This window comes from Lentzea rhizosphaerae, from assembly GCF_042649515.1.
Classification (GTDB): Bacteria; Actinomycetota; Actinomycetes; order Mycobacteriales; family Pseudonocardiaceae; genus Lentzea; species Lentzea aerocolonigenes.
Map to the genome: position 1 here is coordinate 158,239 of NZ_JBHRZI010000004.1, position 25,364 is coordinate 183,602.

The following is a 25,364-nucleotide window of genomic DNA, read 5'->3' on the forward strand; positions in this document are numbered from 1 at the left end:
GCGGCGGCCGTGCTGCCGCTGGCGTACCTGGCCGTGCGGTCGTTCGAACGCGGCGGGGAGGTCGTGTGGGACGTGCTCGCGCGGACCCGGACCGCGGAACTGGCGCTGCGGAGCCTGTCGCTCGCAGTGGCGGTGACGGCCTCGTGCCTCGTCCTCGGCGTGCTCGGCGCGTGGCTCGTGGTGCGTTCGGACCTGGTGGGGCGCAGGGCCTTCGGCGTGCTGCTGGTGCTGCCACTCGCGGTGCCGTCGTACGTCGCCGGGTTCACGTGGATCTCCGTGGTGCCGGACCTCACCGGGTTCGCGGGCGCGTTCGTGGTGCTGACGCTGGTGTCGTACCCGTACGTGCTGCTGCCGGTGGCGGCCGCGTTGCGCACGGCCGACCCGGCGGTGGAGGAGGTCGCGCGGTCACTCGGGCGGACCAGCCGTCAGGTGTTCTTCTCCGTGACGCTGCGGCAGATCCGGCCCGCGGCGCTGGCCGGTGGGCTGCTGGTGGCGCTGTACGTGCTGAGCGACTTCGGCGCGGTGTCGCTGATGCGGTACGAGGCGTTCACGCTCGGCATCTACACGAGCTACCGGGCGTCGTTCGACCGCACGCCGGCGGCGGTTCTCGGACTGGTGCTGGTGGTGCTGGCGATCGCGTTGACCATCGGCGAACGCAAAGCACGTGGTGTGGTCGCGCATCGCGGCCGGCGGCAGCCGTCGACCGTGCCGCTGGGACGGGCGCGGGTGCCGGCGTTGGCGGGAACGGTCGTGCTGGTCCTGCTGACGCTCGGTGTGCCGGTGGTCAGTCTCGTGTGGTGGCTGGTGGCGGGCACGTCGACGTTCTCCGTCGCGGACGTCCTCGCCACCACCGGGAACACGGTCGCGGTGTCGGCGTTCGGCGCGCTGCTGACTCTCGTTCTGGCGTTGCCCGTGGGGATCCTGGCCGCGCGGCACCAGGGCCGGCTCGTACGAGGGGTCGAGCTGGCCGGTTTCGCGGGGCACGCGCTGCCGGGTATCACCGTTGGACTCGCGTTGGTGTTCTTCGGCATCCGGTTCGCCCCGGCGCTGTACCAGACAACGCCGATGCTCGCGTTCGCGTACGCGGTGTTGTTCCTGCCGCTGGCCATCGGGGCGGTGCGCACAGGTGTGGCGCACGCGCCACCGGTGTTGGAGGACGTCTCCCGGTCGCTCGGCGTCGGGCGCTGGGAGACGGGCTGGCGGGTGACGGTGCCGCTGGCCGCGCCGGGGATCCTGGCCGGGACCGCGCTCGTGTTCCTGACCTGTGCCAAGGAGTTGCCGGCGACGTTGCTGCTGCGGCCGACCGGGATGGACACCCTGGCGACCGAGCTGTGGACGCGCACGGAGGTCGCCGCGTATGCCGCGGCGGCGCCCTATGCGGCGGTTCTTCTTGTGGTGGCAGCGATTCCGGCGGTGGTGCTGGACAGGTTCCTGGGAGGTGAGCGGTGAGCGGCTTGAGCGTGAAACGACTGGTCGCGGGCTACGGCGGGGATCCCGTGCTGCGCGAGGTCGATTTCGAGGTGCCGGAAGGCGGTCTGCTCGCCGTGCTGGGACCTTCCGGGTGCGGCAAGACGACGTTGCTGCGCGTGCTGGCGGGCTTTCACCCCGTGTCGTCGGGCGAGGTGTGGCTGGGCGGGCGGCAGCTGACGTCCGCCGTGCCGCCCGAACAGCGCGGGATCGGGATCGTGCCGCAGGAAGGCGCGTTGTTCCCGCACCTGACCGTGGCGGGCAACGTCGGGTTCGGCCTCCGGCGAGGTGACCGCGGCTCACGGGTCGAGGAACTCCTCGACCTGGTCGGACTCGCGGGCTTCGGTGCGCGCATGCCCGCTGAGCTGTCCGGCGGCCAGGCGCAACGGGTCGCGCTGGCCCGTGCGTTGGCACCACGACCGGGAGTCGTGCTGCTCGACGAGCCGTTCTCCGCGTTGGACGCCGGCCTGCGCGAGGAGCTCCGGGCCGACGTGCGCGCGACGCTGAAGGCGGCCGGTGCGACGGCATTGCTCGTGACGCACGACCAGGAAGAGGCGCTGGGGATCGCCGACCACGTGGTGGTGCTGCGCGACGGTGCCGTGGCGCAGTTCGCGAGGCCGCAGACCATCTACACCTCCCCCACCGACCTCGGCGTGGCGCTGTTCGTCGGCGAGGCGGTGACCTTCCCCGGCGTCGCCCGCTCCGGCCTGGTCGCCACGCCGCTCGGCGAGCTGCGGACGTCCGGCGACGGACCCGGAACCGTCCTGGTGCGCCCGGAACAGCTGATCCTCGGCTCCGGCGGAGTGATGTCCACTGTGGACGACGTGCGGTTCCACGGCCACGACGCGACGGTGCTGCTGCGCCTCGCCGACGGCACGCAGGTGCGGTCCCGAGTCCAGGGACGCGTCGAGGTGCGGGCCGGGGACTCGGTCTCGGTGTCGGTCGACGGTCCGGCGTTGTTCTTCGGGGACACACCGTGACGGCGACCGCGGACCTCGGGTTCGCCGACGACCTGGCCGTCCACGGAAACCGGTTCGCCCTCGTGACCGAGGACGGCTCGCTCACCTACGAGGAGCTGGACCGGCGCGTGGCGGCGGCCTGCGAACGGCTCGGCACGACGCGCCGGCTCGTGCTGCTCGCCGCGGAGAACGACATCGACTCGATCGTGGCGTACCTGGCGGCGTTGCGTGGGCGGCACCCGGTGGTGCTCGCGGCGGCGGCGCAGGTTCCGGCGCTCGTGTCGGCCTACGACCCGGATGTGGTGATCTCCGGTTCGTGGGACGACCGGCACGAGGGCACGGCGCACGACTCTGACGCGAGGACCTCCGGCACGTGGATCGAACGGCACCACGGCACCGTCCACGACCTGCATCCCGAACTCGCCCTTCTGCTGTCGACGTCCGGCACCACCGGATCACCGAAGCTGGTGCGGCTGAGCCTCGACAGCCTCACCGCGAACGCCGCAGCGATCGCCACCTACCTGGACATCAGGCCGTCCGACCGAGCCATCACGTCGTTGCCGCTGCACTACTGCTACGGCCTGTCCGTCGTGAACAGCAACCTCGCGCGCGGAGCCGGCCTGGTGCTGACCGGGCGCTCGGTGATCGAGCCGGAGTTCTGGGACCTCGTGCGTTCCCACGGCGTGACGAGCCTGCACGGCGTGCCGCACACGTTCGGGCTCCTCGACGGCGTCGGGTTCGCCGGCATGGACGTGCCGTCGCTGCGGTACGTGACGCAGGCCGGCGGGCGGCTGGCCCCTGCGGACGTCGCACGATACGCCGCGCTGGGCCTGGAGCGCGGCTGGCAGTTCTTCGTCATGTACGGCCAAACCGAGGCCACCGCGCGCATGGCCTACCTGCCGCCGCAACTCGCAGCAACCCACCCGTCCGCGATCGGGGTCGCCATCCCCGGCGGCGAGCTGCTGCTGGACGACGGTGAGCTGGTCTTCCGCGGCCCCAACGTCATGCTCGGCTACGCGCACTCCCCCGCGGACCTGGCGCTCGGCCGCACGACGTTCGAGCTGCGGACCGGAGACCTCGGCTCGGTCGAGGACGGCGTGTACTCGGTGACCGGCCGCAAGAACCGGTTCGTGAAGCCGTTCGGGCTGCGCGTCGACCTGGACCAGGTCGAACGCTCCCTGCTGGCGGACGGCCTCCGCGTGGCCTGCACGGGCGACGACGAGGGTCTGGTCGTCGCGGTGCTCGGCCCGGCCGACCGCGCGGTGCGGCTGATCCGCGCCCTCACCGGCCTCCCCGCGTCCGCCGTACGCGCCTACTCGGTGACGTCGATTCCGTTGCTGTCCAACGGGAAAATCGACTACAAGGCCGTCGCCGCGCCCCAGGATCCCGAGTCGGCGTCGGTGCGCGAGATCTTCGCGACGGTTCTCGGCGTGCGGTCGGTGCCGTCCGACGCGACGTTCAACTCGCTGGGCGGCGACTCCCTGCGCTACGTGCAGATGACCGTGCGGCTGCAACGGTTGCTGGGCGACCTGCCCCGCGACTGGCCGACGACGCCGGTGTCGTCACTGGAAGAACTCCGCGGCAGGCGCGGTCGTCTGCCGATGATCGACACCACGATCGTGCTGCGGGCGTTGTCGATCCTGCTGATCGTCGGTTCGCACGTCGGGTTCTTCAAGCTGCTCGGCGGCGCACATCTGCTGCTCGTGGTGGCGGGCTGGAACCTCGCCCGCTTCCTGCTGCCCGCCGATCCGGTGCGAATCCTGCGCGCCACCGCCTTTATCGCCGTGCCGACGTCGCTCTGGCTCGTCTACCGGGCCGCGGTCACCGACGACGTCACGCTCGACAACGTGTTGCTGGTCAACAACTTCACACGGGTCGGCGCCGCCGGCTACTGGTTCGCCGAGGTCCTGGTGCACTTCCTCCTGTTGTGCGCCCTGGTCTTCGTGATCCCGGCGTTCAGGCGCTGGGAACAACGGCACGGCTACGCGTTCGCGCTGGCGTTGCTCGGCCTGACGCTGGCGCTGAGGTTCACCGTCGAAGGCGACTTCTTCATGCGCAACATGACCACTCTCGGCGCGGCGTGGTTCATCGCGCTGGGCTGGCTCGCCCAGCGCAGTGCCATCAACCACGCCGCGCTGTGGCAGAAGGGCCTCGTCGTGGTGGTCGTGGTCGCGATGGTCCCCGGCCGCATGGAAGACCTCTCCCGCGAGATCGTCGTGATCGCGGGCCTGATCCTGCTGCTGTCACTGTCCCGCCTGCCGGTGCCGCGCGCCCTGCTCACCCCGCTCAGCCTGCTCGCCAGCGCCTCACTCGCCATCTACCTGACGCACTACGCCGTCTTCCCGCACCTGCAACCGGAGGTGCCGGCGGCGATCGTCTGGGTGGTGTGCATCGCGGTGGGCTGCGCGGTGTGGAGCGGGATCACCAGGGTCGCCAGAGCGGCGCGCTGATCTGGAAGTGCTCGTCGAACCGTTCGGCGAGCTCCTCCCCCATCCAGGTGGTGCGCGGCGACCACGGCGGACATCTCGATCACTCACCCATTGTGGTGACGAACGCCACCGACCATTTCGGTCGGTTTACCTACCGAACCGGTCGGTAAACGTCGTAAAGTCGTCGGCATGCCACGACAGCCCAGGACCGGAGTCGACGAGAAGCTCCTCGACGCCGCCGCCGCGCTCTTCGCCCGGCACGGCTTCGAGCAGACCTCGCTGAAGTCGCTCGCGGACGCCGTCGGCCTGTCCAAAGCGGGCCTGCTGCACCACTTCCCGAGCAAGGAAGCTCTCTTCGAAGCGGCGTGGGCGCAGAGCCGCGTGCTGAGCAAGCAGGTGGCCGACCTCGTCGCCCCCATGCCGGCCGGACACGCGCGGGAACGCCGGGCGCTGGAGCTGCTCACCGACGTCGCGCTCGACCGTCCCGGGCTGGTCTCACTGCTGTTCCGGTCGATGACGGCACCGGGTGAGGACCCGCAGCAGGCGCAGGACGAACTGCTGATCAACGAGATGTTCGTCATCGACCCCGAGAAAGAGCTCCCGCGCGCGGTCCGGATCGTCGGCGCGCTCAGCGCCATGGCCGTGCTGACCCTCCTTGCCAACAAGGAGGGCGACAAGACGACGTGGCGCCCCTTGATCCTCGCTACCTGTTACGACGCACTCGGCCACCAGGAGGCCTGACCACCATGGCGAAACTGCTCTACAGACTGGGACTGGGTGCGCACAGGCACCGGCTCTCCGTCGTCCTGATCTGGCTGCTGGTGCTGGTCGGTTCCGGTGTCGGCGCCTTCACGCTCGGCGGTGAGACGTCCCAGTCGATGTCGATCCCCGGCCAGGAGTCCACGACCGCCCTGGAGCGCATCCAGCAGAAGTTCGGCTCCGGCGAGACCGCGACCGCCCGTGTCGTCGTCAAGGCGCCCGAGGGCCAGAAGCTGCCGCAGCACGTCAAGGCGATCACCGACCTGGTGGCCGACGAGTCCGCGCTGAAGGGCGTGCGGTCGGCGACCAACCCGCTCGACCCCGCCGCGCCCAGCGTCAACCGCGACGTCAACGTCGGCTACAGCACCGTCACCTACGACGTGAAGCCGGGCGAGGTCACCGACGATCAGCGGGCCGAGCTCACCAAGGCCGTCGACAAGGCGCGGGCGAGCGGGCTGACCGTCGAGGTCACCGGCACCGCGATGCAGGAGACGCCGCACGTCGGCGGGCCCAGCGAGGTCCTCGGTGTCGTGCTGGCGCTCGTCATCCTCGCGCTGACGTACGGCTCGCTGGTGACCGCGGGCATGAACCTGCTGTCCGCCGGCATCGGCGTCGGCATCGGCACGCTCGGCATCACGATCGTGTCCGGGTTCATGGACCTGCAGTCGACCACGCCGGTCCTCGCCTCGATGCTGGGACTCGCGGTCGGCATCGACTACGCGTTGTTCATCATCAACCGCTACCGCCAGGAACTGCGCCGCGGCTCCGACGTCGGACACGCCGTCGCCACCGCGGTCGGCACGGCCGGTTCCGCCGTCGTCACCGCCGGTCTCACCGTGGTCATCGCGCTGGTCGGCCTCGCGATCGCCGGCATCCCGTTCCTGACGCAGATGGGCGTCTCGGCCGCCGCCACGATCGTCGTCGCGGTGCTGATCGCCATCACGCTGGTGCCCGCGGTGCTGAGCATGCTCGGCCGCCGCGTGCTGACCCGCAAGGAACGCTCGCAGCCCGACGCCGAACCGAAGGACCGCGGGGTAATCCGCGGCTGGGCGGGCGGCGTCACCCGCAACCGCGTCGTCGCGCTGCTGCTCTCGGTCGTGGCGCTGGGCGTCGTCGCGATCCCGGTGGCGTCCATGGACACCACGCTGATCCAGAAGCCGCCCGCCGGCTCCACCCAGGAACGTGCCGACCAGATCCTCGCGCAGGGCTTCGGCGAGGGCTTCAACGGCCCGATCATCGTCCTGGTCGAGGGCAACGGCGCCGCCGCCACGGCCACCAAGGCCGCGGAACCCATCGCGAAGATGGCGGACGTCGCTCTCGTGACGCCGGCCCAGCCGAGCCCGGACGGCAGCGCCGCGATGGTCACCGTCATCCCGAAGTCGGGCCCGGACAGCCCCGCGACCGAACAGCTCGTCGCCGACCTGCGCACCGAACTGTCCGGTGTGGAGGGTGGCAAGGCCTACGTCACCGGCGCCACCGCGGTGAGCGTGGACGTGGCGACGTCTCTGGACCGCGCGCTGCCGATCTACCTCGCGGTCGTCGTCGGCCTCGCACTCGTGCTGCTGATCCTGGTGTTCCGCTCGCTGCTGGTGCCGCTCGTCGGCGTCCTCGGCTTCCTGCTGACCATCGGCGCGTCGCTCGGCGCCACGGTGGCGGTGTTCCAGTGGGGCTGGCTCTCCAGCGCGGTCAACCTCGACGCCACCGGCCCGCTGATCAGCCTCACCCCGATCCTGGTGATCGGCATCCTGTTCGGCCTGGCCATGGACTACCAGATCTTCCTGGTGTCCCGCATGCACGAGGCGCACCACCGCGGTGCCAAGCCGATCGAGGCCATCACCACGGGCTTCCGCCAGGCGGCCCCGGTCGTCATGGCCGCGGCACTGATCATGTTCTCGGTGTTCGCGGGCTTCGTCCCCGCGGGCGAGGCGACCGTGAAGTCGATCGCCTTCGCCCTGGCCGTGGGCATCTTCGTGGACGCGTTCGTGGTCCGCATGGTGCTCGTGCCGGCCGCGCTGGCCCTGATCGGTGAGCGCGCCTGGTGGCTGCCGAAGGGGCTGCGCTGGCTGCCGGAGCTCGACGTCGAGGGCACGGCACTCGACGAGCTGTCCAAGACGGACGAGCCGGAACCCGTCGGCGCGGTTAGCCGCGGTTAGCGGGCGCATAGCGGCATTCCCCAGTCTTCTCGGTGAGGCGAACCCCGCCTCACCGAGAAGGGGGAACTCTCTTGATTCGCAAGACGATGACGGTCCTGGCCGGCGCCGCGTTCGCGGCCGCGCTGGTGTCGATGCCCGCGAGTGCGTCCACTCCCAGCCGGGGAATCGTCGAGCCCGCCGGTGACGTGTCGATCACCGCCTACAGCGACTGCCCCGCCAACCGGATGTGCATCTGGAACAACCTCAACGGTGGCCGCCCGTGGGGCTACTTCGCCGTCGGTGACGCCAACCTGGGTGCCGCTCCCGGCCCCAGCGGGCTCAACAACAACACCGAGAGCGCGTGGAACCGCACCAGCCAGTACTGGTGCTTCTACGACGGCGCCAACTACACGTCGCTGCTCGGCCACATCCCGCCCGGCGTCCAGGGCAACCTCGACGCCCAGTACCGCAACAGGATCACCTCCCTGCGGGTGTGTCCCTGACATGGCACGCACGACATCGGCGCTGATCGCCGGTGTGGTGATGGCGGGGTCGCTGCTCGCAGCGGCCCCGGCCGTCGCTTCCCCGGCCTCCACCGCCTCCATCGACCAGTGCGCCGTGAACCGGTTCTGCGTGTGGACCGGCCCCGGCGCCACGGGCTTGTTCGCCTCGTTCACCAGAGGCGCCCCCGAGCTGCCCGTCGGCATCGACAACAACGTTGCGAGCGTCTTCAACCGCACCAAGGTGCCCTGGTGCCTCTACGACGGACGCAACTACAGGGGACTTCTCGCTGAAGTGGCGCCCAACACCTTCGGGAACCTGCTGCCGTCCATGAGCAATCAGGTGTCGTCGCTGCGTCCTTGCTAAACGACCGCGTGCTGGTCGGGTTCGGCCTGTTCGGCGGCGAAACAGCGCAACAGGTCGTGCATTCCGTAGCAGGTGGTGCCGCCACGCCTGACCACGGTCACCAGGTGCCAGCTCACGAGGTCCTCCAGCACCCGTTCCGCGTGGTCGAGTCCGCCGTCGAGCAGTGCGGCCGCGACCCGCGCGGGCACCGGAGCCGCGGGCAGCAGACCCATGCGGCGGAACAACGTCTGGTGCTCCGCGGGCAACCGCCGGTAGCACGCGGTGAAGCACGCCCGCACGTCCAGGTCACCCGCCTCGAGCCAGTCGAGCCGGGTGCGGTGATCGGCCAGCCGGCCGGCCAGATCGTCGCAGGTCCAATGTGGACGACTGACGAGCAGCGCGCCCGCGATCCGCAACGCCAGCGGCAGACCGCCGCAGCACGCGACCAGCGCGTCACCGGGTGGCGCACCGGCGATCCTCGTGATCAGCTCGACCGAGTCGCCCGCGGTGAGCAGCCCGAGACGGACCAGTCGCGCACCTTCGAGCTCACCGAGTGCGCGCCTGCTCGTCACCAGCACCGCGCAACCGGGTTCGGCGGGCACGAACGGGCGCACCTGGCTCGCGTCGGCCGCGTTGTCGACGACCAGCAGCACCCTGCGGCCGGTCAGCAGGTCGCGCAACAGCGCCGAGCACTCCTGCCCTCCGTCCGGCACGAGGTCGGCGGGCACCCCGAGCGCGCGCAGGAACTGGTGCAGCACAGGCGTTGTGTCGTCACCGTGCACCGTCGCGAAGAGCCGGCCGTCCGGGAACCGCTCGCGCACGCGGTGAGCGAGCTGCACCGCGAACGACGTCTTGCCCACGCCCGGCGTGCCGGAGATGACCACGAGCGGCGGCCGGGCGCGCTCCGGTGCGGTGAGCGCGGCGGCCAGTTCCGCGAGCAGGCCTGCCCTGCCCACGAAGTCGGACGGCACCGGGGGCAGCTGGTTCGGCCGGTGTTCCTTGCGCCGCAACGGAAATGTCGGCCGTTCCTCGCCACTCAGGATCCTGGCGTGCAGCGCGGTCAGCCGCGCGGACGGCTCGACACCCAGTTCCTCGATCATCGTGCGCCGGTACGCGTGGAACACCTCCAGCGCCTCGGGCACGCGGCCGCGCTGGGCCAGCGCGGTCATCAGCTGGGCGCGCACCCGTTCCCGCAGCGGGTGTTCGGCCACCACCGCCGTCAGCTCGCCGACCAGGTCCGCGCTGCCGCCGAGCAGGAGATCGGCGTCGACGCGTTCCTCCAGCACTGTCATCCGCAGCTCGGCGAGCTGACCGGCCACCGGCTCGGCCAACTCCGGGTTCGCGGGTCCGTGCCAGCGGCCGAGCGCCTCCCGCAGCCGGGTCGCGCCGAGCGCCACGTCACCGTTCGCGACGAGTTCCCGCGCCCTGGCCAGGTCCTCGCGCACCAGCTCGACATCGAGTTCCCCCGAATCGGCGCGCAGGACGTACCCCGTTGCCGTGGTCCGGATCCGCTCCCTGCCGAGCAGACGTCTCAGTCGCGAGATGATCCCCTGCACCTGAACTTTCGACGACGACGGCGGCGCGTCACCCCACAGCTCGTCGAACACCCGCCCCAGCGGCACGACGTCGTTCGCGTGCCACACCAGCAGCGCCAGCACCGTGCGCGTCTGCGGGGTGCCGATCGCGATCTCCTGACCCTCTCGTTCAACGCGCAACGAACCCAGCATTCTGAAGTACACCATGCTCCCCCAGTACCTCCCCTTTGTTCAGGGTGGCACAGCAGGTGAACTCGTCGCATGCACTTCGGCGCAATCCAAAACGTCGCACACGTGGATCACTCGCATGGAATAACGCCGCAGTTCTGAAACATTTTTTCAAGAAGCGGCAATTCCGCCGAGAATTACCCGAAAACATTTGTGAACCGATTTCCGGTCAGGCGACGTGTCCACTGTGCACGGCCGTGTTGACCGTCGCCGGCCGGGACGGCTGAGCGAACACGCGGCGCACCCACCGCGCGACTGTGCGCGGCGGCGGTTCCACGGCGCCACCCAGGTGGGCCACCACGGTCAGCTCGGAGCCGCCGGGCTCCTCGACCGCGATCGCCCACCCGTGGCACTCCGACCACAGCAGCGCGACATCGCAGTCCGGATGGCCCGGCAGCCTGCCGTCGACCGCGATGTACACCCGCAACGGCCTGTCCCTGTCCACGCACGACGACTCGCCGCTCAGACCCAGTTCCCGCGTCACTCGCAGCGCGTAGTCGAGCACCTGCGCCAGCGCCACCACGTCGTCACCGCCTTCCGTCCGAACGGGGCAACAGCGCCGACTGCTTGACGCAGGGGCCGAATACCCCGTTCCGCCGACCGGAAACCGGGCAAACCTCGCTCAGCCGTCGTTCTTCACTCGCCGCCGAAGTCGCCGAAGTCCTCGAACGCGTCGTCGAGCATCTCGCCCATCACCATGCCGCCCACGACACCCGCGGCACCCGCCGCGACGACCGTGCCCATGCCGGGACCGCGACCGTGGTGACCGCCGTGGTGTCCGTGCTGGTCGTAGCCGTACATCGCGGCGCCGCGCTCGGCGATCTGCGAGAGCCAGCCGTTGATGGACGACGCCCAGTCGGCGACCTGGGCCTCCTGGTGCGACAGCCGGAAGTGGCCGAACGCGTCACCGCCAGAGGAGAACATCCCGCCGCGCTTGTCGGCCTCGAGGACCACGTAGAGCTCGTGCGGGTTGGCCACGAACGTCAGCTCGACCTGCTGGATCCGGCCGGCGAAGTGGGCCGGCGGGAAGAACTCGATCTCCTGGTAGAAACCGAGCTCCTGCGGCACGCCGTGCAGGCGCCCCGCCTCGACGTCGGCACTGCGGAACGCGAACCCGAGCTGCCCGAACGCGTTGAGCACCGCGTCCTGCGAGGGCAGCGGGTGGACCAGCACCGGGTCGAGGTCACCCTTGTCGGGCGCACCCGCGATCACGAGCTCGGTCCGCACGCCCACGGTCATGCCCGGCAGCGGCGCGCCGCCCACCGCGGTGATCGGGGTCTCCCACGGAATCGGCAGCTGGAACGGGATCGCCAGCAGCTGACCTGCGGCGACCCGCACGCCCTGCTGCACGACGACCCTCATGAACTCGGACACGCCGCCGTACTCGTGGTCGCCGTGCTCGACCTCGACGCGGGTGACGAGCGACAGCACGACCTGGCCGATCTCGGCGTCCGCGCTGCCACCCTGGATGCGCACCTGCCCGGTGACGACCTGGCCGGGCGCGGCGTGCGGCGAGTCCAGCACGGTGTCGACCGACGGGCCGCCAACGCCGAAAGCGCTGAGCATCCGTTTGAACATTTTCGCGTTTCCTCTCGGAGGGAAACTCCGGTCAGCGGGCGCCGACCGGACGGGTGTCTGTTTCATCCTCGAAGTCGCCGATCAGCTCTTCGAGGAGGTCTTCCAGTGCGGCGATGCCGTGAATTCCGCCGTCTTCGACGAGCGCGAGCTGCGCACGCGCGTTCCGCATCTCGGTCACGGCCTGCGCCACCGGCATCGACGCGGACAGCGTCAGCACGGGACCCATCAGCTCCTGCGCCGCCGGGTCCTCACCGCGCGCCGTGGCCCGCATGGCCTCGCGGATGTGCACCAGGCCGACGTACCGGCCGCGCAGGTCGACCACCGGGAAGCGCGACCGTCCACACTGGAGGCTGCGCCGCTCGATCTCCCTCGCGGTGGTGTGCGGGGACACCGTCGACGTCTGCGCGATCGGCACCATGACCTCGCGCACCGTCGTGCGCTGGACCTGGAGCATCCGGGTCAGCAACCGTTGCTGGGCCTCGGGGATCAGGCCGTGCTCGGCGGACTGCCGCAGCAGCATCCGCAGGTCGTCCGGCCGGTGCGCCTGCGCCAGCTCGTCCTGCGGCTCGACCTTCATCAGGCGCAGCAGGCGGTTCGTCGTCGAGTTCAGTCCACTGAGGACCCAGCGGACCGAGCGGGCGAACGCGCGGAACGGCAGCGCGAGGATCAACGCGGACCGTTCGGGATGCGCGATGGCCCACGACTTCGGCGCCATCTCACCGACGACCATGTGCAGGAACACCACCAGCACCAGGCTGATCGCGAACGCGACACCGTAGGCGAACGCGTCCGGCAGCCCGGTCAGCTTCAGCGCCGGCTCCAGCAGGTCCGCGACGGCAGGCTTGGCCAGCGCGCCCAGCCCCAGCGTGCACAGCGTGATGCCGAGCTGGGCACCCGCGAGCATCAGCGACAGCTCCCGGACACCGGCCACGGCGGCACGCGCCGCCCGTGACGTCTCGGCCGCCTGCTCCAGGCGGTGCCGCTTCGCCGCGATCAACGCGAACTCGGCGGCGACGAAGAACCCGTTGAGCGCCAGCAGGACCACGGAGATGACGATGCTCATCGGGCCACCTCCAGCACGTTGATCTCCACCGAGTCCGGCACGTTGCGCGCCACCGCCGTCACCAGCAGCGTCACGCCGTCCACCACGACCTCGTCACCGGACTGCGCCACGCGGCCGAGCCGGTGCAGCACGAGACCCGACACCGTGTCGTAGGCGTCGTCCTCCGGCAGCGCCACACCGGTGGCGTCCTCGACCTCGTCCAGCCGCAGCCGTGCGGGCACCTGCCAGCGGTGCTCACCCAGAGCCGCGATCGTGTCCTCGACCAGGTCGTCCTCGTCGTGGATCTCGCCGACCAGCTCCTCAGCCAGGTCCTCCAGCGAGACCACGCCGGCGAACCCGCCGAACTCGTCGACCACGCAGGCGAGCTGACGGCGTTCGGTGCGCAGCCGCTCCAGCACCGCGGGCAACGGCAGCGTCGCCGGCACCACCAGGGCGGGCGAGGCGATCTTCTCGATCGCCACCGAGGAACGTTCCTCAGGCGTCAGGGTCAGCACCTCGGCCAGGCCCACGACACCGCGCAGGTCGTCGAGGTCGTCACCGACGACGGGAAAACGCGAGTTCCCGGTGTCCAGCAACGAGACCACGCGAGCGGCGGGCTCGTCGAACCGCACCGTGTGGACGTTCACGCGCGGCGTCATCGCCTGTTCCGCGACCAGGTCGCGGAACCCGATGCCGTGCTCCAGCAACCGGGTCAGCTCGGGATCCAGGTGACCCTGCTCCCCCGCGTCCTCGACGATCTGCTTGAGGTCGTCCGGCGTCGCACCCTGCGGCAGCTCCTCGACCGGCTCGATGCCGATCGCGCGCAGCAGGCGGTTCGCGGCCGCGTCGAACAACCGGATCACCGGCCCGGCGACCTTCAGGTACGCGAGCGTCGACCCGCTCAACGCCAGCGCCAGCCGTTCGGGCCGGGCGATCGCGAGGTTCTTCGGCAGCAGCTCACCGAGCACCATCTGCACGAAGGTCGCGAAGACGAGCGCGATCACCATCGAGCCCGGCACGCCCAGGCCGGTGCCGAGCAACGGCTCGGCCACGTACCCCACGAGCAGCGCCGTCACCGTGATGCCGAACTGGGCACCGGACAGCATGAAGGAGAGCTTCGAAGTCACGCGCAGCGCACGCTCGGCGGGCTTGGAACCGGCCTCCGCCAGCTGCTGCAGACGGCCGCGATCGACCGCCATGTACGCGAACTCCTGAGCAACGAAATAGCCCGTGGCCACAGTCAGGACCACGATGGCGAGCAAGCCGGACGCGATCAACAAGTCGCACCCGGCCACGTACTACAGCCGTCTGTGTCGGCTTCATCAGGCATACTCCAACAGTAGCACGTAGCACTGTACGGTTTCGGCCCGCAGCTTCAGGACGGAGGTGGTCGATTTGTCCGAATCGCTCCTGAAGATCGGTGAGCTCGCCGCCCGCGCGGGCGTCAGCATCCGCACCGTCGACTACTACACGACCCTGGGCCTCATCAGCCCCGCCCAGCGCACGGCCAGCAACTACCGCCTCTACCGCGCGGACGACGTGGACCGCATCCACCTCGTGCAACGCCTGGAGGTCCACGGCCTGCCACTGGAGGACATCGCCCGCGCGTTCACGGCCCGGCCGGCCGACACGGCGGCGGTGCTCGGCCAGATCGACACGGACCTGCGCACGCTCCAGGAAGCGTGCGACGCCGCGTCACCGGAGATGCACGGGCTGCTGACGGTGATCGCCAACCGGGTCCACTCGCTGATCACGATCGCGCTGCAGCTCCCGCCCGACCTGCCGCTCTGAGGCCTGCGCGGGCCGACCCGCGGAGTCATGCTTGCCGGACCCGCCGCACGCAAGGAGATGTGGTCGCACGATGACCCCGTGGTGCTGTTCGGCGCGGCCATGGGCGGCGTCGGCTGGTCCGAGGTCGAGCAGATCTTCGACACCATCGAGAAGTGGTTCCACGGCAGCAGATCCCTCGACATCGAGGTCGTGGCCGCCGAGTCGAGCGGTGACATCGGGTACGTGTGCGCGATCGAACGGTCCGAGGTGCTCGACCCTGCCGGGGCCCCGAAGTCCTACGCCTTGCGCGTCACCACGGTCTTCCGCCGCGAGGACGGGGCGTGGCGGATGGTGCACCGCCACGGCAGCCCGTTGGACGACCGGGCGACGGACGCCCTGGCGAGCCTCCGGTAGCCGCACCGGGTCCGCTGAAAAGGTTGCGCATTCGCACGCCGACCCGTACGACGGGAGCGTGACCCTCCGCAGCGCGCACTGGTACGCAGGTCAGGACCGCAACGCCTACATCCACCGCGCCTGGATGCGCCGCGGCGCACCGGACGACGCCTTCGCCCGCCCCCAGATCGCCATCGCCAACACCGCCTCCGACCTCACCCCGTGCAACGCGCACCTCGACGAGGTCGCGAAGTCGGTGTCGAACGGCGTGCACGAGGCCGGCGGCATCCCGCTCAACCTCCCCGTGGTGTCGCTGGGCGAGACCAACGTCCGCCCGACCGCCATGCTGTGGCGCAACATGGCCGCGATGGCCGCCGAGGAGATGCTGCGCGCCAACCCCGTGGACGGCGTGGTGCTGCTCGGCGGGTGCGACAAGACGATCCCCGCGCTGCTGATGGCCGCCGCGTCCGTGGACATCCCGGCGATCGTGGTGCCCGGCGGTCCGATGCTGACCGGCACGTTCCGCGGCATCCCCCTCGGCTGCGGCACCGACGTCTGGCGACTGTCCGAAGAGGTCCGGGCCGGCACGTTGTCCCAGGAGGCGTTCGCCCGCTCGGAATCCGCGATGATCCGCAGCCGCGGCCACTGCAACACGATGGGCACCGCGTCCACGATGGCACTGGTCGCGGAGGCGCTGGGCACCGTCGTCCCCGGCGTGGCGGGCACTCCCGCGCCCGACAGCAGGCTCCTCGAAGCCTCCCACGGCACGGGCCGCCTGATCGTCGAGCTGATCGAGAAGGACAGGCGCCCCAGCACGTTCCTGACCAAGGCAGGCTTCCACAACGCGATCGTCGCGCTGGCCGCGATCGGTGGCTCCACCAACGCCGTCGTGCACCTGCTGGCCATCGCCGGACGCCTCGGCGTCGACCTCACCCTCGACGACTTCGACCGCATCGGCTCCGGCGTGCCGCTGCTCGTGGACCTCCAGCCCGCCGGCCGGTTCCTGATGGAGGACTTCCACCGCGCCGGCGGGCTCCTGGCCGTGCTGCGCGAGGTCCGCGACCTGCTCGACCCCACCGCGTTGACGGTCACGGGCCTGCCGCTGGTCGACTACCTCGACGACGCCCCGATCTGGGACCCGGAGGTGATCCACAGCCGGACCGAACCGATCATCGCCGAAGGCGGGATCGCGGTGCTGCGCGGCAACCTGGCACCGTCCGGCGCGTTGATCAAACCAGCGGCCGCGTCGGCACACCTGTTGCAACACAGGGGAAAGGCCGTGGTGTTCGACAGCATCGAGGACTTCCACGCCCGCGTCGACGACCCGGACCTCGACGTCGACGCCGACTCGGTGCTGGTGCTGCGCGGCTGCGGCCCGCGCGGCTATCCGGGCATGCCGGAGGTGTCGAACATGCCGCTGCCCAAGAAGCTGCTGGAACAGGGCGTGCGGGACATGGTCAGGATCTGCGACGGACGCATGAGCGGCACCGCGTACGGCACGGTCGTGCTGCACGTGGCACCGGAAGCGGCCGCGGGCGGACCGCTCGGCCTGGTCCGCACCGGTGACGTCATCGTGCTCGACGTGGAGAACCGGCGGATCGACGTGGAAGCGCCGGACTTCGCCGACCGGGCGCCCAGCGCCGAGATGACCGCGGCGTTCGCGTCACCGAAGCGCGGCTGGGAACGGCTCTACGTCGACCACGTGCTGGGCGCCGACACCGGTGCCGACCTGGACTTCCTGGTCGGGTCCAGCGGCAGCGAGGTCGCCCGCGAGTCGCACTGAGCTGGTCGCCGCTTTGGCAGATCAGACCTTCAGCACAGCTTCGACGACGACGTTGTTCCGGTAACTGCCCGCCACCCGGTCGAACTCGCCGCCGCACGTCACCAGCCGCAGCTCGGACAACGGCGTCGGCGCGTAGACCTCGGCCGTCGGGAACGCCGTCTTCTCCGTGGAGAACGTGTGGTTGACGACGAACGTCAGCTTGCTGCCGTCCTTGCGCTCCACCAGCACCTCGGCACCGGGTTTGAGCTCCGGCAGCCGGAAGAACACCCCCGGCCCGGTCTTCGAATCGACGTGCCCCGCGATCACCGCGGGGCCGGCGTCACCCGGCGCGACCCCCTTCGCGTACCACCCGGCCTTGTCGGCACGCGTCGGCGGCTCCAGCACCCCGGCCGAGTCGACCTTCAGGGCTTCGAGGGTGGTCTCCACGCCGATCGACGGGATCCGCACGGTCACCGGCTCCGGCACCTCGTCGGCGCCGGGGCCCTTGACGACGTAGATCAACGTGACCAGCACCGCCGCGCCCATCACGAGCTTGGCCTTGCTCATCAGCCGAACCGGAACAGCCTGCCGCGCACCGAGAACATCGCGATGCCCACGATGAGCGCGATGACCAGCGCGGTCAACCAGTCCCAGCCGCCCGCCATGCCGCCGAACCCGGTCTCCGTGCCGCCGCCGGGCACGACCTCGGCGGCCTTGGCGTCGGTCCGCAGCTCGATCCGCCGGGCGCTCACCAGCAGCGAGTACACGGCGCCCGCCTCGATGGGCGCCTCCAGCCGCGTCGAGTCCTTGCCGCGCTGCAGCACCTGCAGCTCACCCGAGCCCGGCTGCACCAGGACGTACCCGGTGGTGGAGTTCGCCTGCACGTTGCGGTGCACGGAGGTGCCACCGCGCACGAGGTCCATCTCGGCATCGCCCGCGTTGATCACCCGCAGCCGCGCCTGCCCGTTCGGCGGCAGGCTGACGTCGTCCTCCAGGACCTTCATCGACGACGCGATGTCGATGACGGTGTACGCCTCGCCCGCACCCGCCTTGACCAGCACGGACCGCAGCACCGGGCTGCCCGGGTCCGCCCCGCCCGTGCGGAACTCGACGACGTGCTCCCCCGGCTCGACGCGCCGGTACTCGTAGAGGTCGGCGTAGTCGAGCGTGCCGAGCTTCACCCCGTCGAGGGTGGCGTCGACGCGTGCCTGGTCCATCGAGAAGTGCCCGATGCGCACGTACGTGCCGGTCGCGGCCTGCGCCGGGGCAGCGCAGAGCAGCAGCAACAGCACGACTGCGAGCATTCGCACGCGGACCTCCCCTCACCGGACCTCAACAACGATAACGCGGCTGATCAGCATCCGGTGAGGTCAGGACGCCCACCTGGACGCGTCACGGTGGCTCCGGCCGCCTCGACCGCCCGGCGCGCCGCGTCCTCGGGGCCGTCTCCACGCGTGAGAGCGAACGTCAACGCCGCCACGAACGCATCACCACCACCGGTCGTGTCCACGACCTCGACGTCCCCCAGCGGCACCACGAGCTCTCCCCCGTCCCACGCGAACACGTTGCCGACGTCGTCCACGGCGAACGCCACGAACCGCGGACCCCGCTCACGCACCTCGTGAGCCGCCCGCACCGCGTCGTCCGCACTGGTGATCTTCCGGCCGACCAGCAGCTCGGCCTCCTGGTGGTCCGCGCGCACGACGTCCGCGCACGCCAGCAGCTCGTCGCCGAGACGGTCCGGTGCGCCGTCGAGCACGACGCACCCCGTCGCCGCGCGTGCGGCCTTGAGCGCCACCTCAGGCGGTTGCTGCAGCTGCACCACCACAGCCGCCGCACGCGCGATGAGGTCTATCGGCAGGTCCTCGAAGGATCGCCAGCCGTCGGCGACGACGTTCACGATCAACCCGGTCCCACAGCCCTTCCTGGACACCACGGCCCCGGTCCCGATCCCGTCCGCGGCGGCCCGGGCGGTCAGCCGTTCGCCGATGTCGTCGTCTCCGACCACGCCCACGAGCTCGACCGCCGCGCCCAGCTGGGCCAGGCCGACCGCGATGTTCGCGCCCTTGCCGCCCAGCATCTCGCGGCGTTCCCGCACCGGCGCCGTGCCGCCCGGACCCGGCACCTCGTCCACGACGAGAACCAGGTCCCGTGCCATCTGTCCCACCACGACGATCTCGTCCACGGTGGTGGACTACCCGGTGGAGCTCCGATCAACTCCGCGAGTACCGATCGGTGACGTCGAGGCCGTCGGGGAGTACCGCGAAGAGGTCCACCGGCGTCCGCTGCGACACCATTTCCGTGCGGTGCAAGCGTTTCAACCGGTCACGCGCGACCGTGACGTCCTGCCTGGCCGCCGACAGCACCAGAACGGGAACAGCACCCTGCGCAACGTGCCCGCCCACGCGTTCGGCGTTCCCGCGCCCGAACTTCAGCACTTTCCCGTACCGCACCAGGTAAAGGAGGTTCTCCTCGCCGCGTGAGTGCTTGAGCTGCTGCACCTCACCCGTCTCGTCGTTGCGCCCCCACGTGCCGTGTGACTTCGTCAGCCAACGGAAACCGGTCCACGGCAGACCGTGCACGTCCGTCGCGAGCACGGTCCAGCCCGGCTGGAAGTACTTGGCGAGGCGGATCTTCACGGTCGTCGCGGCGATGAGCTCCGAGTTCTCCCGCCAGGTGCCGTCGAGCTCGAGCCGGCCCGCGATCTTCTGCACCGCCGGGTCCGGCACCGACCTGTCGTCCAGGCACACCAGGCACCGCGTGCGCGAGCCGGCACCGCACGACCGCGTGACACCGCACCACCCGCACTGCAGGATCTGCACGGCAGCGCCACCGGGCCTGTCGTGCAGCACCTTCATCTGATCCGACACCGCACTCAGGCACGGCGCGCACAAGGCACACCACGCGACCTCGGTGACCTCTCTGCGCGGCAACCGGGTCATGCAGTTGATGCACTGCTTCACTTTGCCCTCCCCCGCGGGAAAGCCTATTCCAGCGCCCTTCGCAGGCGCGAGGAGACGAGTGCGTGACGAGGATCCGCGGCCGGGAGCAGCAGACGCAGGCGTTCGAGCACCTCCGCGTCCTCACCGCTGTCCGCGAACGACAGCAGCGCGTCGAGATCTCCCCGCTCCAGCACGCCCTTGCGCACCGCGGCGGCGAGGTCCACGCGTTCCTCGCGGATCACCGGCGCGTCCGAACGGGGCAGCAGCTCGCCGCTGTAGTGCCGGGTGGCCTTCCCCGCGTCACCCGATCTCAGCGCCGTGCGCACGTCCAGGAAATCACCGCGAACCACCGCGTCCAGCCGATACGGCCTCGTCAACAGGACACCACCGAGCTGCGCGCGCAGCCGATGCAGCTCCGCGCGGACCGTGGTCGGGTTCCCACGTTCACCATAGAGCAACAACGCGAGTTGTTCCGCCGTGAGGCCCTTGGGGTGCAACGCGAGCGCGGTCAGTACCTCGGCGTTGCGCAACGTCAGCACCAGCGGCCTGCCGTCGAGCTCGGCGCGCAGACCACCGAGGAAGTTCAGCGTCAGCACGTGGTGGCGCGGCGCGACCTGGAGCAGCTGGTGCTCGGCGAGCCGGGCGGCGGCCGACACGAGCTGCGCGACGGCCGGGTGCATGGTGCGCAGCGGCCCGCTGACGTCGACGACACCCAGCAGCAGCCCGGTGTGCGGGTCGTGGATCGGGCTCGCCGCGCACGTCCAGCCGTGGTAGGTGCGCACGAGGTGCTCGCGGGAGTGCACGGTGACTGGCCTGCCGGTCGCGAGCGCGGTGCCCATGGCGTTCGTGCCGATGACGTCCTCGCTCCACCGCGACCCTTCGGTGAGGTGGACGCGTTCGGCCTTGTGCCGCACCTGGTTGTCGCCCTCGCACCACAGGATGTGGCCGCCCGCGTCGGTGACGATCATGATCGTCTCGTCCATCGACAGCGTGTGCACGAGCAGCGGCACGGCCGACGCGAGCGGGTGCGTGCCCCGCAGGTCCTCGATCTCGTCCGGCGCGTAGACGACCGGGGCCTCGTGCCGGTCCGGGTCCACGCGCGCCGCGAGGGACCGCCGCCACGACTCGGCGATCACCGGCCGCGCTGCTTCGCCGAGGTCCGTCACCACCCCAGGATGACGGCCCTTCTGGCGCCTCGCGTTACTCCTTTCGGATGCAACGTGCGTGAAACGTTGCGCTACCTACCGTCGCCACCCAGTGCGCAACGATGCGGGAGGCGAAATGACGAAGTACGCGGCTCCAGGGCAGTCCGGCAGCGTGGTGACGTACCGCGACCGGTACGACCACTTCATCGGAGGCGAGTACGTGCCGCCCGCCAAGGGCGAGTACTTCGCCAACCCCACCCCCGTCACCGGTGAGGAGTTCACCGAGATCGCCCGCGGCACCGCGGACGACGTCGAACGCGCGCTCGACGCGGCCCACGGCGCCGCCCGCGCGTGGGGGAAGACCTCGGTCGCCGACCGCGCGAACGTGCTGAACAAGATCGCCGACCGCATGGAGGCGAACCTGGAGGCACTGGCGGTCGCGGAGACGTGGGAGAACGGCAAACCGGTCCGCGAGACGCTCGCCGCCGACCTGCCGCTCGCGGTCGACCACTTCCGCTACTTCGCGGGCGTGATCCGCGCACAGGAGGGCGGGATCTCGCAGATCGACGAAGACCTGATCGCCTACCACTTCCAGGAGCCGCTCGGCGTCGTCGGCCAGATCATCCCGTGGAACTTCCCGATCCTCATGGCGGTCTGGAAGCTCGCGCCGGCACTGGCCGCGGGCAACGCGGTGGTGCTCAAGCCCGCCGAGCAGACACCGGCGTCGATCCACGTGCTGATGGAGCTCATCGCCGACCTGCTGCCGCCGGGCGTCGTGAACGTGGTCAACGGTTTCGGCGTCGAGGCGGGCAAACCGCTCGCGTCCTCGCGCCGCGTGGCGAAGGTGGCGTTCACCGGCGAGACCACGACCGGCCGGCTGATCATGCAGTACGCCAGCGAGAACATCATCCCGGTCACCCTGGAACTCGGCGGCAAGTCGCCGAACGTGTTCTTCTCCGACGTCGCGGCCGAGCGGGATGCCTTCTACGACAAGGCACTCGAGGGCTTCACGATGTTCGCGCTGAACCAGGGCGAGGTCTGCACGTGCCCGTCGCGCGCGCTGATCCAGAGCTCGATCTACGACCAGTTCCTCGGCGACGCCGTGGAACGCACGAAGGCGGTCAAGCAGGGCCACCCGCTCGACACCGACACGATGATCGGCGCGCAGGCGTCCAACGACCAGCTCGAAAAGATCCTGTCCTACATCGACATCGGCAAGCAGGAAGGCGCCCGCGTGCTGACCGGCGGCGAGCGCGCGGACCTCGGCGGCGAGCTGTCCGGCGGCTACTACGTGACGCCGACGGTCTTCGAGGGCGACAACAAGATGCGGATCTTCCAGGAGGAGATCTTCGGCCCGGTCGTGGCCGTCACGCAGTTCTCCGACTACGACGACGCGATGAAGACCGCGAACGACACCCTCTACGGCCTGGGCGCGGGCGTGTGGTCCCGCGACGGCTCCGTCGCCTACCGCGCGGGCCGCGACATCCAGGCGGGCCGCGTGTGGGTGAACAACTACCACGCCTACCCGGCGCACGCGGCGTTCGGCGGCTACAAGCAGTCCGGCATCGGCCGCGAGAACCACCGCGTGATGCTCGACCACTACCAGCAGACCAAGAACCTGCTCGTCAGCTACTCCCCGAACGCCCAGGGCTTCTTCTGATGCCGCGCGTGGCACTGACCCCGGAGGCGGCGGAAGTTGTCCGCCGCCTCCGGGCTTCGCACGGCGACCTGATGTTCCACCAGTCCGGCGGCTGCTGCGACGGCTCGGCCCCCATGTGCTACCCCGCCGGCGAGTTCCGGACGGGCTCGTCGGACGTGCACCTGGGCGACCTCTCGGTGGACGAGTTCGCCGTGCCGGTGTGGATGTCGGCGGCCCAGTTCGAGTACTGGAGCCACACGCACCTCACGATCGACGTGGTGCCGGGGCGTGGGAGCGGTTTCTCGCTGGAAGCACCACTGGGAGTGCGTTTTCTGGTGCGTTCCCGTCTACTCGCAGACGAGGAGCTCTAGCATCTGCGCATGACCGTCCAATGCGGATGCTGCGGAGCCGACATCACGTCTACGGACCGCATCGACTACCGGTTGAACCGTCCGGAGCAACTGATCGGCGTGCCCGCTGAGCAACTCGGCGCCCCGACAGGCGGACTGCTCGTCGGACCGGACGGCGACTCCTACCTCCGATGCCTGCTCCCCGTTCGGCTGACCGGCGGAGTCGAGCTGGTGTTCGGTGCGTGGATGCAGATCAGCAAGGTCGACGCGATGTACGCCCACGCCGTGTGGGACAACGACGCCGAGTACGCGAACCTGCACGTCTCTGGCAAGTTCGCGAACGTCATCCAGCCGTGGGACCTGCTCGGCGTCCCGGTCGAGGCGGCGGTGCTCAACACCGACGAGCTCCCCTACTTCACCTCGCACCCCGCGCTGGAACAGGAGTGGGACCGCGACGAGGTGCTGTGCCGCATCCGGCAGCCGCTGCCGATCCCCGTCCGCGAGACCCTGGGCGAGGTCTGGACCATCGAACGGTCCGCGGGCATGCGCTGCGTGGTCGAGGACCACACCGTCTGCTTCTCGAGCCCGGACCGCTGGGTGGGCCTCGACGTCTACGCCGACCGCACGGGTGGCAGCCCGAGCGACTTCCTCGGCGCGGTCCTCGACGGCTACCCCGCGAGCGCCGAGCACTCCGTCGAGCACAACGGCGACGAGCTGCGCCACGCGTTCTGGCTGAGCGAGGTCATCGACGGCCAGGAAGAGCAGGTGTTCCACGGCCACGTCGTCCGGCGCGGCGTGATGCTCTCGGTGCGCTGCGTCCACCGCTACCCGGCCGACCGGGCGTGGGCGCAGCACGTGCTCAACAGCGTGCGGTACGTCGGATGACGGCCTGCCACTGCTGCGGCGCGGAGGTCGACGAGTCCGGTGCCCTCGACCTCGACCTGGGCCTGCCACCCGGCGCCAGGGACGCGGAGCGCCGGGCGGGCGGCAACGTCCTGCTGGCAGGCGACGCGGCGTACGTCCGGTGTGTGCTCCCCGTGGAGCTGACCGGCGACCTGGAACTGTGGTTCGGAGCCTGGATGCGCGTCACCACCGCGGCCGCCCGCCGTGCGGAGACCGCCTGGGGCAGTCCTTCACTGCGCCTGACCGGCACGTTCGCGCACGACATCAAACCGTGGGACGACCTGCACGGCGCGAAGGTCACCGCCGAGGTCCGCGAACCGGACGAGCCGCCAGAGCTCGTCCAGCACCCGCTGCTCGACCACACGTGGGACCGCGACCGGGTGCTGGGAGCGTTCCTGGTGGAACTGCCGGTGTCGGTCCAGCAGAAGTTGCGCGGCCCGTGGAGCATCGAACGCACCGCCGGCCTCACCCCGCACCTGCTCGACGACGGCCTCCGGTTCGCCGGTCCGGGGCGCACGGTGTTCGTCGACACCCGCAAGGCGCAGGGAACACCGGCCGAGCGGTTCCTCGAGATGGCGCTGAGCGGCGCACCGGACGTGCCCGAGGACCAGCAGTTCCTGGTCAGGGACGGAGTCGAGCTGCGGCACGCCCTGTGGCTCACCACGAACAGCGGCGGGCACGAGTTCTACGGCCACGTGGCGCGGTTCGGCGAACTGCTGCTCGTGACGTGCCTCTACGACGACCCCGCAGACCACGCGTGGGCGCGGCACGTGCTGAACAGCGTCCGCTACGGCGCCTGAGCGTACGGGGACTGGCCGAACGTCAGCCGCATGTCGTCCATCGCAACGCTCACGAGCGGCGTCCGCCCGGTCAGGTAGCCCAGCGGCCCGCCGACGGGGAACATCCACCCCGCCCGCACCAGCCTGGGCCGGCCCGACATGGCCGCGTGCGCACGCACCTCACGGCCGTCGAGACGTTGCGCGGTCGGCCCCGCGAACCGCCACCGCCCCGGCAACGACACGCCACCGGTCACCGCGACACCCGCGATCGACGAGCCCTCGCCGAACCGCGCGAGCAGCTTCGGAATCGCCCACAGCTCGCGCCCACCCAGCCGCGACGCCTCGCTGTCGACCCAGATCTGCGGCACCGACACGGCCACCGCACCCCGGTCCCACACCGGGACCGCCACGAGCAGCTCGTCGTAGGTGAGCACGCTGCCCGGTTCGTACGACACGAACGCCACAGCCACGAAAGCATTGCCCGCCAACGTGATCACCCGTGCGCCGACCGGCAGGTGGTCGTCCGGCACCAGTCTTCGCGGCAAGCGGAACACCGAGAGCACGACGGTCCCCTGCATGTGCCACGGTTCCGGTGGATAGCGCACGATCACGACCGTACCGCTGCCACCTGCCATTTCCCGGTACCAGGACCGCAACGTCAGGAAAGTCCCAAGTTTGTGCGAGTGAACTGGACCACATGCCGAGC

The 25,364-nt window shown here is 70.4% G+C and carries 25 protein-coding genes; 14 read left to right on the forward strand and 11 right to left on the reverse strand.

Features of this window, described 5'->3' with window-relative positions; all coding sequences use genetic code 11:
* Positions 1-9: 9 nt before the first annotated feature.
* From ACFOWZ_RS02265 to ACFOWZ_RS02295, 7 genes are all read left to right on the forward strand, one after another.
* Positions 10-1,449: an ABC transporter permease gene (locus ACFOWZ_RS02265; protein WP_382367815.1), complete on the forward strand. Its 1,440-nt coding sequence runs from the start codon at positions 10-12 to the stop codon at positions 1,447-1,449.
* The gene (locus ACFOWZ_RS02270; protein WP_382367818.1) at positions 1,446-2,447 is read left to right on the forward strand and encodes an ABC transporter ATP-binding protein; all 1,002 of its coding nucleotides are present in this window, start codon (positions 1,446-1,448) and stop codon (positions 2,445-2,447) included. Before ACFOWZ_RS02265 ends, ACFOWZ_RS02270 begins: the two co-directional genes overlap by 4 nt.
* Entirely contained in the window at positions 2,444-4,876 is a 2,433-nt protein-coding gene (locus ACFOWZ_RS02275) for a non-ribosomal peptide synthetase (RefSeq protein WP_382367821.1), read from the forward strand. The genes ACFOWZ_RS02270 and ACFOWZ_RS02275 overlap by 4 nt, the downstream gene beginning before the upstream one ends.
* A gap of 168 nt (positions 4,877-5,044) precedes the next feature.
* Positions 5,045-5,596, forward strand: coding sequence for a TetR/AcrR family transcriptional regulator (locus ACFOWZ_RS02280; RefSeq protein ID WP_382367824.1), 552 nt, complete (start codon positions 5,045-5,047; stop codon positions 5,594-5,596).
* 5 nt (positions 5,597-5,601) lie between these two features.
* Positions 5,602-7,767 carry an MMPL family transporter gene (locus tag ACFOWZ_RS02285; RefSeq protein ID WP_382367827.1) on the forward strand — a complete coding sequence of 722 codons (2,166 nt, stop codon included), beginning with the start codon at positions 5,602-5,604 and terminating at the stop codon, positions 7,765-7,767.
* A 71-nt stretch (positions 7,768-7,838) separates the two neighbouring features.
* A complete protein-coding gene (locus ACFOWZ_RS02290; protein ID WP_382367830.1) occupies positions 7,839-8,249 on the forward strand; it encodes a peptidase inhibitor family I36 protein in 411 nt (136 codons plus the stop codon).
* A gap of 1 nt (position 8,250) precedes the next feature.
* Positions 8,251-8,613, forward strand: coding sequence for a peptidase inhibitor family I36 protein (locus tag ACFOWZ_RS02295; protein ID WP_382367833.1), 363 nt, complete (start codon positions 8,251-8,253; stop codon positions 8,611-8,613).
* On the opposite strand, the gene ACFOWZ_RS02300 is transcribed toward ACFOWZ_RS02295, so the two are convergent.
* From ACFOWZ_RS02300 to ACFOWZ_RS02320, 5 genes are all read right to left on the reverse strand, one after another.
* Positions 8,610-10,334: an AfsR/SARP family transcriptional regulator gene (locus tag ACFOWZ_RS02300; protein WP_382367836.1), complete on the reverse strand. Its 1,725-nt coding sequence runs from the start codon at positions 10,332-10,334 to the stop codon at positions 8,610-8,612. The two genes, ACFOWZ_RS02295 and ACFOWZ_RS02300, sit on opposite strands and share 4 nt — an antisense overlap.
* Positions 10,335-10,524: 190 nt before the next feature.
* Positions 10,525-10,878 carry a DUF6292 family protein gene (locus ACFOWZ_RS02305; protein ID WP_382367839.1) on the reverse strand — a complete coding sequence of 118 codons (354 nt, stop codon included), beginning with the start codon at positions 10,876-10,878 and terminating at the stop codon, positions 10,525-10,527.
* A gap of 113 nt (positions 10,879-10,991) precedes the next feature.
* On the reverse strand, positions 10,992-11,933 hold the full coding sequence (locus tag ACFOWZ_RS02310; protein ID WP_382367841.1) for a sporulation protein: 942 nt from the start codon (positions 11,931-11,933) through the stop codon (positions 10,992-10,994).
* 31 nt (positions 11,934-11,964) lie between these two features.
* The gene (locus ACFOWZ_RS02315) at positions 11,965-12,996 is read right to left on the reverse strand and encodes a hemolysin family protein (RefSeq protein WP_382367844.1); all 1,032 of its coding nucleotides are present in this window, start codon (positions 12,994-12,996) and stop codon (positions 11,965-11,967) included.
* A complete protein-coding gene (locus ACFOWZ_RS02320; RefSeq protein ID WP_382367847.1) occupies positions 12,993-14,252 on the reverse strand; it encodes a hemolysin family protein in 1,260 nt (419 codons plus the stop codon). Before ACFOWZ_RS02320 ends, ACFOWZ_RS02315 begins: the two co-directional genes overlap by 4 nt.
* Positions 14,253-14,361: 109 nt before the next feature.
* Here ACFOWZ_RS02320 and ACFOWZ_RS02325 point away from each other — a divergent pair, with 109 nt between their 5' ends.
* From ACFOWZ_RS02325 to ACFOWZ_RS02335, 3 genes are read left to right on the forward strand one after another with little or no spacing between them, the layout of a single operon-like run.
* Positions 14,362-14,766, forward strand: a complete 405-nt coding sequence (locus ACFOWZ_RS02325) for a helix-turn-helix domain-containing protein (protein ID WP_382367850.1) — start codon at positions 14,362-14,364, stop codon at positions 14,764-14,766.
* Positions 14,767-14,823: 57 nt separating this feature from the next.
* The gene (locus ACFOWZ_RS02330; protein ID WP_382367853.1) at positions 14,824-15,159 is read left to right on the forward strand and encodes a nuclear transport factor 2 family protein; all 336 of its coding nucleotides are present in this window, start codon (positions 14,824-14,826) and stop codon (positions 15,157-15,159) included.
* A gap of 58 nt (positions 15,160-15,217) precedes the next feature.
* Positions 15,218-16,921, forward strand: a complete 1,704-nt coding sequence (locus ACFOWZ_RS02335) for a dihydroxy-acid dehydratase (protein ID WP_382367856.1) — start codon at positions 15,218-15,220, stop codon at positions 16,919-16,921.
* 21 nt (positions 16,922-16,942) lie between these two features.
* Here ACFOWZ_RS02335 and ACFOWZ_RS02340 read toward each other — a convergent pair whose 3' ends face one another.
* Genes ACFOWZ_RS02340 through ACFOWZ_RS02360 form a run of 5 tightly spaced genes read right to left on the reverse strand, consistent with a single transcriptional unit; the run spans position 16,943 to position 21,008 of the window.
* A complete protein-coding gene (locus ACFOWZ_RS02340) occupies positions 16,943-17,467 on the reverse strand; it encodes a class F sortase (RefSeq protein ID WP_382367859.1) in 525 nt (174 codons plus the stop codon).
* The gene (locus tag ACFOWZ_RS02345) at positions 17,467-18,204 is read right to left on the reverse strand and encodes a DUF4397 domain-containing protein (protein ID WP_382368282.1); all 738 of its coding nucleotides are present in this window, start codon (positions 18,202-18,204) and stop codon (positions 17,467-17,469) included. The genes ACFOWZ_RS02340 and ACFOWZ_RS02345 overlap by 1 nt, the downstream gene beginning before the upstream one ends.
* 50 nt (positions 18,205-18,254) lie before the next feature.
* Positions 18,255-19,085, reverse strand: coding sequence for a PfkB family carbohydrate kinase (locus ACFOWZ_RS02350; protein WP_382367862.1), 831 nt, complete (start codon positions 19,083-19,085; stop codon positions 18,255-18,257).
* Between the two features lie 28 nt (positions 19,086-19,113).
* Positions 19,114-19,863 carry a hypothetical protein gene (locus tag ACFOWZ_RS02355; RefSeq protein ID WP_382367865.1) on the reverse strand — a complete coding sequence of 250 codons (750 nt, stop codon included), beginning with the start codon at positions 19,861-19,863 and terminating at the stop codon, positions 19,114-19,116.
* Between the two features lie 23 nt (positions 19,864-19,886).
* Positions 19,887-21,008 (reverse strand): GAF domain-containing protein, encoded by a 1,122-nt coding sequence (locus ACFOWZ_RS02360; RefSeq protein ID WP_382367868.1) that lies wholly within the window; start codon positions 21,006-21,008, stop codon positions 19,887-19,889.
* Positions 21,009-21,123: 115 nt separating this feature from the next.
* Between ACFOWZ_RS02360 and exaC the strand changes: the two genes are divergently transcribed.
* From exaC to ACFOWZ_RS02380, 4 genes are read left to right on the forward strand one after another with little or no spacing between them, the layout of a single operon-like run.
* Positions 21,124-22,647: an acetaldehyde dehydrogenase ExaC gene (exaC, locus tag ACFOWZ_RS02365; RefSeq protein WP_382367871.1), complete on the forward strand. Its 1,524-nt coding sequence runs from the start codon at positions 21,124-21,126 to the stop codon at positions 22,645-22,647.
* Positions 22,647-22,997: a DUF779 domain-containing protein gene (locus tag ACFOWZ_RS02370; protein WP_382367874.1), complete on the forward strand. Its 351-nt coding sequence runs from the start codon at positions 22,647-22,649 to the stop codon at positions 22,995-22,997. The genes exaC and ACFOWZ_RS02370 overlap by 1 nt, the downstream gene beginning before the upstream one ends.
* Positions 22,998-23,006: 9 nt before the next feature.
* Entirely contained in the window at positions 23,007-23,861 is an 855-nt protein-coding gene (locus tag ACFOWZ_RS02375; protein WP_382367877.1) for a hypothetical protein, read from the forward strand.
* Positions 23,858-24,679 carry a hypothetical protein gene (locus tag ACFOWZ_RS02380; protein WP_382367880.1) on the forward strand — a complete coding sequence of 274 codons (822 nt, stop codon included), beginning with the start codon at positions 23,858-23,860 and terminating at the stop codon, positions 24,677-24,679. The genes ACFOWZ_RS02375 and ACFOWZ_RS02380 overlap by 4 nt, the downstream gene beginning before the upstream one ends.
* Here ACFOWZ_RS02380 and ACFOWZ_RS02385 read toward each other — a convergent pair.
* Entirely contained in the window at positions 24,667-25,263 is a 597-nt protein-coding gene (locus ACFOWZ_RS02385; protein ID WP_382367883.1) for an acetoacetate decarboxylase family protein, read from the reverse strand. The two genes, ACFOWZ_RS02380 and ACFOWZ_RS02385, sit on opposite strands and share 13 nt — an antisense overlap.
* Positions 25,264-25,364 lie beyond the last annotated feature (101 nt).

Bases quoted from the DNA above. Each gene is read 5' to 3' on its own strand.
- ACFOWZ_RS02380 (WP_382367880.1), top strand. From the start codon at position 23,858: ATGACGGCCTGCCACTGCTGCGGCGCGGAGGTCGACGAGTCCGGTGCC.
- exaC (WP_382367871.1), top strand. From the start codon at position 21,124: ATGACGAAGTACGCGGCTCCAGGGCAGTCCGGCAGCGTGGTGACGTAC.
- ACFOWZ_RS02340 (WP_382367859.1), bottom strand. From the start codon at position 17,467: ATGAGCAAGGCCAAGCTCGTGATGGGCGCGGCGGTGCTGGTCACGTTG.
- ACFOWZ_RS02285 (WP_382367827.1), top strand. From the start codon at position 5,602: ATGGCGAAACTGCTCTACAGACTGGGACTGGGTGCGCACAGGCACCGG.
- ACFOWZ_RS02280 (WP_382367824.1), top strand. From the start codon at position 5,045: ATGCCACGACAGCCCAGGACCGGAGTCGACGAGAAGCTCCTCGACGCC.
- ACFOWZ_RS02375 (WP_382367877.1), top strand. From the start codon at position 23,007: ATGACCGTCCAATGCGGATGCTGCGGAGCCGACATCACGTCTACGGAC.
- ACFOWZ_RS02370 (WP_382367874.1), top strand. From the start codon at position 22,647: ATGCCGCGCGTGGCACTGACCCCGGAGGCGGCGGAAGTTGTCCGCCGC.
- ACFOWZ_RS02310 (WP_382367841.1), bottom strand. From the start codon at position 11,933: ATGTTCAAACGGATGCTCAGCGCTTTCGGCGTTGGCGGCCCGTCGGTC.
- ACFOWZ_RS02315 (WP_382367844.1), bottom strand. From the start codon at position 12,996: ATGAGCATCGTCATCTCCGTGGTCCTGCTGGCGCTCAACGGGTTCTTC.
- ACFOWZ_RS02300 (WP_382367836.1), bottom strand. From the start codon at position 10,334: ATGGTGTACTTCAGAATGCTGGGTTCGTTGCGCGTTGAACGAGAGGGT.
- ACFOWZ_RS02295 (WP_382367833.1), top strand. From the start codon at position 8,251: ATGGCACGCACGACATCGGCGCTGATCGCCGGTGTGGTGATGGCGGGG.
- ACFOWZ_RS02345 (WP_382368282.1), bottom strand. From the start codon at position 18,204: ATGCTCGCAGTCGTGCTGTTGCTGCTGCTCTGCGCTGCCCCGGCGCAG.
- ACFOWZ_RS02330 (WP_382367853.1), top strand. From the start codon at position 14,824: ATGTGGTCGCACGATGACCCCGTGGTGCTGTTCGGCGCGGCCATGGGC.